Raw genomic sequence first — 8,862 nt, 5'->3', positions numbered from 1 at the left:
GGATAAACCCTCCCCGTACGCGGGGAGGGACGGGGAGGGGTGAACCACGAGCCACGGGCTACCAGTCACGAGCCGGGCCTTCGGCCGAGGGGGTCTCGAGGGTGGCGTGGGGTCCTCATCTTTAGCAATGCGGTGAAGGCTGGAAATTTCTCCGTGCCTTGCGGTAGCCTGTTCGCCAGTACACCGGCACTATGGACAAGCACCCGGGCAAACTCTTCTATCGTCTTACCCGTCTATTTCCTGGAGATGGCTTGCCGGGGGGGCGCGCGCCGGCGGCGAAGGTGTACGCCAACCCGCTGGAGTCCGTAGACCTGCCCGCGCCGACCAAGGAGGGCGGGGCCCCGGTGTGGAAGGTGCTCTCGAGGGTGGCCCCCCAGCCGCCCAAGGTGGGCTCCTCGATCAGCCAGGCCGAGATCTCCCAGCTCCTGCAGCCGCTTTCGGTGCGCCGGGGCGGGCGGGGCTACCCCTCGGCGGGCGGGGCCTACCCCCTCGAGGTCTACCTCGGGGTGCAGAACCTGCAAGACACCTTCCCCGGCATCTACCACTACGCGGCCAAGTCGCACCAGCTCGAGCAGCTCTCCTCCAAGCTCAACCTGGCGGCCTGGCGCGAGGCGCTGATGGACCTGGAGTCGCTCGAGCAGGCCGCGGTGTTCCTGATCTTCACCGCCGTCCCCGACCGCAGCGAGGCGGTGTTCGGGCTGCGGGGCTACCGCTACGCGCTGCTCGAGGCGGGCTACGCGGTGGGCGAGGTGATGGTGGCCGCGACCGCGCTGGGCCTGCAGGCTTACCCGGCCGAAACCTTCTACGACGAGAACGTGCGCACGCTGCTGTCGCTGCCGGAGGGGGAGTACCCGGCGGTCGTGCTGCTGCTGGGGCGCTGAACCCGCCCGGAACCGCTCCACCTATCGGCGGGGAGACTCCACCTTCAGGCCGATGGGGGCATCTTGACCCCCCGATGAGAGGGGCTTAGGCTAACGCCATATCCAAGAGGAGGGATGGCGTATGCAGCGTAAATTCCAGCGTTTGGCGAGCCTGGGGATCGTGCTGGCGAGCTTGGCCGTGGCCCAAGACCGCACCAGCACGCTGATCTACGGCGGCGACTGGTCCGACCTGATCACCCTCGACCCCCAGGTTTCTTATGAGTTCTCCGGCGGCCTGATCACCGACAACCTCTACGAGACGCTGGTCAAGTTCGAAGGCGCCGACCTCTCCACCCTCAAGCCCGGCCTGGCCGAAAGCTGGAAGGTCGAGCGCGGGGGCGACTCTTGGGTCATCACCTTCAAGCTGCGCAAGGGCAGCAAGTTCTCCACCGGGCGCGAGGTGACCGCCAAGGACGTGGTGTACAGTTTCGACCGGGCCATCCAGCTCAAGGGGCCCTCCTCCTTCCTCTTCATCGACATCGCCCAGCTCAAGGTAGGGGGCACTAAGGCCGTAGACCCCTACACCGTCGAGGTGCGCATCCCCAAGACCGCCTCGCCCGGCTCCTTCCTCTCGATCCTGACCTTCAACATCGGCGGCATCGTCGATAGCGAGGAGGTGCAGAAGCACGCCAAGGGCGGCGACTTCGGCAAGGAGTGGCTCACCAACAACTCCGCCGGCTCGGGGCCTTTCCGCTTAGTGCGCTGGGACCGCGGCTCGCAGGTACTGCTCGAGGCCAACCCCAACGCCCGGCTCAAGCCCAAGCTCCAGCGCATCATCATGCGCGAGATCAAGGAGCCCACCGTGCTGCGCACCGCGCTCGAGTCCGGCGAGATCGACATCGCCGAGGGCCTCACCCCCGAGGCCCTCAAGGCCGTCGCCGCCAACCCCCGCTTCAAGACCCTCAAGGCCGACAGCCTGCGGCTGAACTACCTGGGCATGAACGTCAAGCCCGGCAGCCCCTTCGCCAACCCCAAGGTGCGTGAGGCCATGCGCTGGGCGGTCAACCAGGACGAGCTGGTCAACGGGCTGGTCCAGGGCAACGGCACCAAGATCCAGACCATCATCCCCAAGGGCCTGCTGGGCTACAACAACGCCCTGCCCTACAAGTACGACCCCGCGCGCGCCAAGAAGCTGCTGGCCGAGGCGGGCTACCCCAACGGCTTCGAGTTCGAGCTGCTCACCAGCACCGGCCTGTGCGGCGGCGGCATCCCCTGCCAGGACATCGCCGCCAAGATCCAGAGCGACCTGGCCAAGGCGGGCGTCAAGGCCAACATCAAGGCCATCGCCAACGCCGAGGCGCTGAAGATCTACCGTGCGCAGAACCACCAGGTCTACCTGGGCGGCTGGAGCCCCGACTTCCCCGACCCCGACGGCAACGCCACCCCCCTCGCCGACTTCGCCGCCAAGAGCCTGGCCTGGCGCAACGTCTGGGAAGACGCCACCTCCTCCAAGCTCGCCAACCAGGGCTCGCTCGAGACCGACCCCTCCAAACGGGCCGCGCTGTACAAGCTGCTCACCGACTACGCGCTCAAGAGCGGCCCCTACGTCATCCTCTACCAGCCCGCCATCCCGCTGGGCTTCTCGGCCAAGGTCGAGGGGTACGTGCGCAACGCGCAGGGCCAGGTGCGCTTCGAGAACATCAGCAAGCAGCCCTGAGGCAGGGCCCTCGAGGCGCGGGTGCCGGGGCGGGAAAGGCTTTCCCTCGACCCGGCACCCGAAGCCCTGAACCCCACCCATGCTTTCCTACATCGTCCGGCGCCTCTTCTTCGTCCTCTTCGTGGCGTGGGGGGTCACCTTCGCCACCTTCTTCATCGCGCAGGTGGTGCCCGTGGACCCCGCCATCGCCGCGCTGGGCGAGAACGCCCGCGAGGAGCAGCTCGAGGAGTTCCGCGAGCGCTACGGGCTGAACAAGTCCAAGCTCGAGCAGTACCTCATCTACATGGGCCGCCTGATCTCGGGCGACCTGGGCCAGTCGCTGCGCACGGGACGGGCGGTGGCCGAGGACCTGCGCGAGTTCTTCCCGGCCACGCTCGAGCTCTCCCTCGCCGCCTTCGTCTTCGCCGTGCTGCTGGGCATCCCCGCCGGGATCGTGGCCGCGCTGCGGCCTAACCGCGCCCCCGACGTGGCGGTGCGGGTGCTGGCGCTGCTGGGCGGGGCCACCCCGGTGTTCTTCAGCGCGGTGCTCATGCAGTACCTGCTGGCCCAGCGCCTCGACCTGCTGCCGGTGCAGGGGCGCCTGGACGGCTTCTTGTTCCCCCCGCCCCGCGTCACGGGCATGATGGGCCTCGACGCGCTGCTGGCGCGCGACTGGACCGTCTTCCTCGACTCGCTCGAGCACCTCATCCTGCCCGCCTTCGTGCTGGGGATGTTCTCGGCGGCCATCCTCGCCCGCATGACCCGCGCGACCATGCTCGAGGTGCTCGCCCAGGACTACATCCGCACCGCCCGGGCCAAGGGGGCGGTGGCCTCGGCGGTGATCTTCCGCCACGCCCTCAAGAACGCCTCCTTGCCCATCCTCACGCTGCTGGGCAGCCTGCTGGGGGGCCTGCTCTCGGGCGCGGTGCTGACCGAGACCATCTTTAGCTGGCCCGGCATCGGGCGCTACGTGACCCAGTCGGCCACCAGCCTCGACTTCCCCGCCGTGATGGGCGTGACGCTGCTGGTGGGGCTGGTCTACGCCCTGGTCAACCTCGTCACCGACCTGCTGTATGCCTTCCTCGACCCCCGCATCCGCTACACCTAGAGGACCCCGATGGCCGCTGCCGTGAACGCCCCCTCTGACCGCCGCTCGAGGCCCCTGCGGCGCTTCCTGCGCAACCCCGGCGGCCTGCTGGGGCTGGCGCTGCTGGCGCTGCTGCTGCTGGTAGCCCTGCTGGCGCCGCTCATCGCCCCCGACCCCGTCGAGCAGAACATCGCCCAGCGGCTCAGCCCGCCCTCGAGCGCCCACCTCCTGGGCACCGACCAGCTCGGCCGCGACGTCTGGGCGCGGGTGGCCCACGGCGCGGCCATCAGCCTCAAGGTGGGCTTCGGGGTGGTTGTGCTGGCGGTGCTGCTGGGCGTGGCCGTGGGGCTGATGGCGGGGAGCCTGGGCGGGGTGTGGGACAACCTGCTCATGCGCCTGACCGACATCTTCTTCGCCTTCCCCTCCCTGATCCTGGCTATGGCTATCGCGGCGGCGCTGGGCCCCAACCTGGGCAACACCATCCTGGCCGTGGCGCTGGTGAGCTGGCCGGTCTACGCGCGGCTGGTGCGGGCCAACGTGCTGGCCCTGCGCGAGCGGGAGTTCGTGGAGGCCGCCCGGGCGCTGGGCGTGCCGCAGTGGCGGCTGATGCTGCGCCACCTGCTGCCCAACACCCTCACCCCCGTCTTCGTGCAGGCCAGCTTCGACGTCGGCGGGGCCATCCTCACCGCCGCCGGCCTCTCCTTCGTGGGCTTCGGCGCCCAACCGCCCATCCCCGAGTGGGGCGCGATGGTCTCCGAGACCCGCAGCTACATCGCCGAAGCCTTCTGGGCCCCCACTTCTCCCGCCGTCGCGATCCTGCTCACGGTGCTGGCCTTCAACCTCCTGGGCGACGCTTTGCGCGACGTGCTGGACCCGCGGGCGAATGCTTGAGGAGGGGCGCTGGTGGCTGAACGTCGGATGCTGATAGCCGAACGTCCAACGCCGAACGCGGGGCGTACGTCGTACGCAAAACGCCAGACGCAAAACGCCGATTGTAGGGGCGGGCCCCCGTGCCCGCCCCGCCTCTTGCCCCTGACGGCTTCCTTAGCGCGGCACTCCCACGATCGCCCCTGCCCATACCCGCTGCACGAAGCGTTTTTCCGAGAGCCGCCCCGCCAGGTAGTCGCTCACGTCCTTGGGGGCTTTGCCGGCGCTGATCATCTGGGCCAGGGGCCAGAACTGGTCGCGGCGGATGAGGGCCTTGAGGCGCAGGCCGCCGATCCTGACCAATCGCTTGTCCTGCTGGGGGTTGGGGGGCACCTTGGGGATGGCCCCGGAGCGCGCCAGCAGCACGAAGCCGGGCTCGCCCAGGGCGCCCTCGAGGTAGAGGCGGAAGTCCTCGGGGAGGCTGGGGGCCTCGAGCCAGCCCATCAGGGCGTCGAAGGCGTCGCCGTGGATCTGGCCCAGGCGCAGCAGGTTGCCCAGGCGGTTGCGGGTGACGACCGCCGGGTTCTGCACCAGCCGGAAGGCGTGGCCGGGGCCGTAGAGGCGGGGGGTCTGGCTCTTGCCCTTCTGCCTCGAGTAGCCCTCCACCCGCCCCGCGAGGTAGACGAAGGCCTCCTGCAGCGTCACGTAGCCGTCGTTGTTGGCGTCGCCCTTGCCGCTCATGGCCTCGAGCAAGAAGGCCGTGAAGACCCCGCCGCCGAGCTCGTCGTCCTCCCAGGAGGGCTGGGTCTCGCTGCTGGAGGCCAGCAGCACGTTCTGTTCCTCGACCTGCGGCGCCTGGGCGAGCTGGTAGTCGCCGGGCGGGGTGAAGCTGCGCGAGCCCGCCTGCGACTGGCCGCTGAAGCAGGCGTCGAGGATGAGCATGAGCCGCCCCTGGTCGGCGCTGTACTGCCGCACGATGGCCTGGACGCGCTCGAGGGGGAGCCAAGTCTCCTCGTCGGTGGTGCGGGCGTCGGAGGGGATGAGGCTGGCCTGCCCCTCGCTGTTGGGCAGGCCGTGCCCGGCGTAGTAGACCACGAGCACGTCTGCTGGCCCCAGGCGGCGGGCGAGGTCGCGCAGCTCGGCCTCGAGGGCGTTCTTGGTGGCCTCGTCGTCGAGCAGCAGCCGCAGGCGGGTCACGCCGCCGAGCGCCTTGGCGAATTTCCGGGCGTCGCTCTCGGCGTAGCTGAGGCTGGGCAGGGGCGGGATGTCGGGGTAGCTGCGGTAGTTGTTGATGCCCACCACCAGGGCGTAGACCCGCCCCGGCGTGGGGCTTGCCCACGCCAGCGCCGACAGCAGCAGGAATGCAAGGCAAATCCAGGGCACCGCGCCCTCCGGTGTGCGGGCCAATCCCGGCCCGCGCCCGCTCGAAATCCCAGGGTTAAGGCTCGATGAATGCGGCGTAGGGGGCAGCTAATCGAGGGAGAGCTTACATTATATACCTTGGATGTAGCCCGAATGTCGCCTGGCGCTCGCGCCGAAGGGGTAATTATGGCCTGGACGTGGAAAGTCCCCGCAATTGCTTTGGGGATGGCGGTCGGAAGCCTCAGCCTGGCCACCGTGGCCAAGGTCGAGCTCGACGGCAAGCTGCTCCTCGAGCGCGCCGACAAGACCCAGCAGAGCTACACCCGCAGCGGCGGGGGCGCGCTCAATCTCAACCTCGAGCCCGGCGACCGGGCTTGCGTGACCCAGGGCAAGGCCCGGCTCACCTACGGCAACCGCGTCCTCACCCTGCAAGCCCCCAAAGCCTGCTTCGAGGTCGCGCGGCCCAAGAACTTGTGGGACAAGCTGGTGCAGACCTGCCAGGACGTGGGCATCTGCCAGCGGGAGGCCGAGGCCGCCTTCGCCAAGCCCGCCAAGAGCCGCGGCGACGCCGCCGGAGCTGTCCCGCCGCTGTACGTGCCCGAGTTCTTCGACCTGCCCACCCTCCGCCTGCCCGTCGCCGGGGAGCGCTACCCCAAGGTGCTCAAGCTCCTCGACGCCCAGGGCAAGGAGATCTACCGCGAGGAGATCGCCCGCAAGGACCTCGAGGGCGCTTACAGCCTGCCCGCCGACAAGCTCCGCCTCGCCGCCCGGGTGCAGGTCAAGAGCACCGACAACACCGTCTTCTACGAGGCCCCGGTGCTGTGGGTGCAGGGCGAGTGGCCCGCCCTTCCCACCCTGCGCGAGCGGGGCCTGAGCCTGTTCCTGGGCCAGTCGCTGAGCTACGCCCCGGCGGCTTACAGCTACTTCCTGGCTTCGGGCGACGTGCAGCTCGCCCAGACGCTCGAGAGGCAGATCCGGGAGTCCTTCGTGGGGACGGCGAGGTAGGGTTTTCGCGGAAATTATGGCCGATAGCCGATAGCCGATAGCGGGTCGTACGTCCTGCGTCGTACGTCGTACGCGAGACGCGAGACGCCAGTCGTACGTCGTACGTCCTACGTCGTACGCAAGATGCTAAATGCAATACGCAATACGCAATACGCAATACGCAAGACGCCTTGGCTCTCGACAATCCACGGCCACACGCCACTAGCCCCTGTCCCCGCCTCTCAACGCTTAGCAGCCAGTGCCAGCAGCCCGCTTACGGCGCGCTCGAGCGCTAGACGGGGGTCGCCGCCGGTCTTGGCGGACTGCTCGGCCTCGAGCAGGGTTTGCAGGGCGGCTTTGACGGCGTGGCTCGAGGCCTGCTTGGCGAGTGCCAGGGTCTGCTTGGCGGCGAAGGGGTGCATCCCCAGCAGGCCGGCGGCCTCGCCCTCGCCCAGCAGGGGCTTTTCCTGCAGGTAGGCCCAGGCCCGCGCCAGCTTGCTGTACTGCCAGGAGAGTGCCCCCAGCGTGCGGATGGGGTCCTCGCCGCGCTCCATCTGGTTCTGCAGGTGCTTAAAGGCTGCCGTTGCCTTGCCCTCGGTGACGGCCCGCACCAGGTCGAAGCCGGAGAGGGGGGGCTCGAGCGCCACCACCGCCTGCACCTTCTCCAGCGTGAGGGGCGGGTCGAGCAGGGTGAGCTTGCGCAGCTCCTGGTCGAGGGCCTCGAGGCCGTAGGCCGGGTTCTCGTAGCTGCCCTTGCCGCCGATGAGGCCCCCCAAAAAGTTGGCGACGGCGGCGGGCAGCTTGAGCTCGTAGAGGCGGGCGCGGTTGGTCACCCACTGGGCGAGTTCGCGGGGCGCGGGGGTGGGGTTGTCGCGCTTTCGCGCGTGCTCACCGTACCACTTGCTGCGGGCGGCGGTGGGGCGGGGGTCGAGCAGCAGCACCAGCGCGTCCTGGGGGAGCTTCTCCAGCACCTCCCGCAGGGGCTTCCACTCGCCCTCGGTCACCTCGCGCAGGTCCACGAGCGCCCCGCTGGGCCCGAAGAGCCCCCCGCTGGCCTCCTGGGCCACCACCCCCGGCTCGGGCGGCAGGAAGCGGGGGGCGAGGCCCTGGAGCTGGGCTTCGTGCAGCAGGGCCTCTCGAGCCAAAAACGCGTCGCCGGTAAACACCTCGATCACAGCCCCTCCAGTCTAAACGGGCCCCGCCCGCGGCGCCCAATGCCATCCGCCGTTCACGGGAAGCCGGTAGCCTGGAAAGGATGCGCCGCCGGGTCGGGATCGGGCTGCTGATCGTGCTGGGGCTGGGCCTTGCCGCCTACCTGGCCGCCCTGGGCTACGTCGTGCTCAACATGAACCGCAGCACCCTCCAGCAGGCCGACGTGGCGCTGGTGCTGGGCTCGAGGGTCTACCACGGCGAGCGGCTCAACCCCTGCCTGGTGAAGCGGGTGGAGGAGGGGGTCGAGGTGGTCCGGCAGGGCTGGGCCCGCTGGCTGGTGGTTTCGGGCGGGCTCGACCGCGAGAGCGGCACCGTCGAGGCCCAGGCGATGGCCCGGATCGCGCAGCAGCGCGGCCTGCCCGAAGAACGCGTCGTGCTCGAGCCCAAAGCCCGCTCCACCTACCAGAACCTCCGCTTCACCCGGCAGATCATGGAAGAACGCGGCTGGAACACCGTGGTGATCGTGAGCGAGCCCTTCCACCTCCCCAGGGCCGCCCTGATGGCCCGCCGGCTGGGGCTCGAGTTCGCCCTCGCCCCCTCCCCCCACTGCCCACAGAACCTACCGGCTTTCCTCCGCGAGCCCCTGGTGCTGCTGTACTACGCCTTACGGGGTTGGAGGGAGTGAGGGCGACGGGTTGAGAGCCGCCGCGGTCAGCTTGTCGAGGGTCCAGGGCCGAGGGCCGAGGGACAAAAGGCGTTCTGCGTCCCGCGTTTAGCGTACGACGTACGACGTAGGACGCAGGACACGCGTCTTGCGTCTTGCGTTCGGCGTACGACCCGCCCCCCTACAGCCC

General features: G+C 69.3%; 8 protein-coding genes. 6 read left to right on the top strand and 2 right to left on the bottom strand.

The annotated features are described in order from the left end of the window. Nucleotides 1-191 precede the first annotated feature (191 nt). From Mterra_RS16090 to Mterra_RS16075, 4 genes are all read left to right on the top strand, one after another. Nucleotides 192-881 carry a SagB/ThcOx family dehydrogenase gene (locus Mterra_RS16090; RefSeq protein ID WP_027894243.1) on the top strand — a complete coding sequence of 230 codons (690 nt, stop codon included), beginning with the start codon at nt 192-194 and terminating at the stop codon, nt 879-881. A 121-nt stretch (nt 882-1,002) separates the two neighbouring features. Next, nucleotides 1,003-2,577: an ABC transporter substrate-binding protein gene (locus Mterra_RS16085; protein WP_119316088.1), complete on the top strand. Its 1,575-nt coding sequence runs from the start codon at nt 1,003-1,005 to the stop codon at nt 2,575-2,577. Between the two features lie 79 nt (nt 2,578-2,656). Continuing rightward, entirely contained in the window at nt 2,657-3,664 is a 1,008-nt protein-coding gene (locus tag Mterra_RS16080) for an ABC transporter permease (RefSeq protein WP_119316087.1), read from the top strand. 9 nt (nt 3,665-3,673) lie between these two features. Continuing rightward, the gene (locus Mterra_RS16075) at nt 3,674-4,534 is read left to right on the top strand and encodes an ABC transporter permease (protein WP_027894246.1); all 861 of its coding nucleotides are present in this window, start codon (nt 3,674-3,676) and stop codon (nt 4,532-4,534) included. Nucleotides 4,535-4,687: 153 nt separating this feature from the next. On the opposite strand, the gene Mterra_RS16070 is transcribed toward Mterra_RS16075, so the two are convergent. Continuing rightward, nucleotides 4,688-5,893: a caspase family protein gene (locus Mterra_RS16070; protein WP_170159706.1), complete on the bottom strand. Its 1,206-nt coding sequence runs from the start codon at nt 5,891-5,893 to the stop codon at nt 4,688-4,690. 204 nt (nt 5,894-6,097) lie between these two features. Here Mterra_RS16070 and Mterra_RS16065 point away from each other — a divergent pair, with 204 nt between their 5' ends. Continuing rightward, nucleotides 6,098-6,877: a hypothetical protein gene (locus Mterra_RS16065; RefSeq protein WP_119316085.1), complete on the top strand. Its 780-nt coding sequence runs from the start codon at nt 6,098-6,100 to the stop codon at nt 6,875-6,877. Nucleotides 6,878-7,098: 221 nt separating this feature from the next. Here the strand turns inward: Mterra_RS16065 and holA are convergent, their stop codons facing one another. After that, nucleotides 7,099-8,031: a DNA polymerase III subunit delta gene (gene holA, locus Mterra_RS16060; RefSeq protein WP_119316084.1), complete on the bottom strand. Its 933-nt coding sequence runs from the start codon at nt 8,029-8,031 to the stop codon at nt 7,099-7,101. Nucleotides 8,032-8,111: 80 nt separating this feature from the next. Between holA and Mterra_RS16055 the strand changes: the two genes are divergently transcribed. Continuing rightward, nucleotides 8,112-8,693 (top strand): YdcF family protein, encoded by a 582-nt coding sequence (locus Mterra_RS16055; protein ID WP_119316083.1) that lies wholly within the window; start codon nt 8,112-8,114, stop codon nt 8,691-8,693. The last annotated feature ends 169 nt before the right edge of the window (nt 8,694-8,862 follow it).

Origin of the sequence: Calidithermus terrae (genome assembly GCF_003574345.1) — a bacterium.
Taxonomy (GTDB): domain Bacteria; phylum Deinococcota; class Deinococci; order Deinococcales; family Thermaceae; genus Calidithermus; species Calidithermus chliarophilus.
This window is presented reverse-complemented; position numbering and strand designations above follow the sequence as displayed.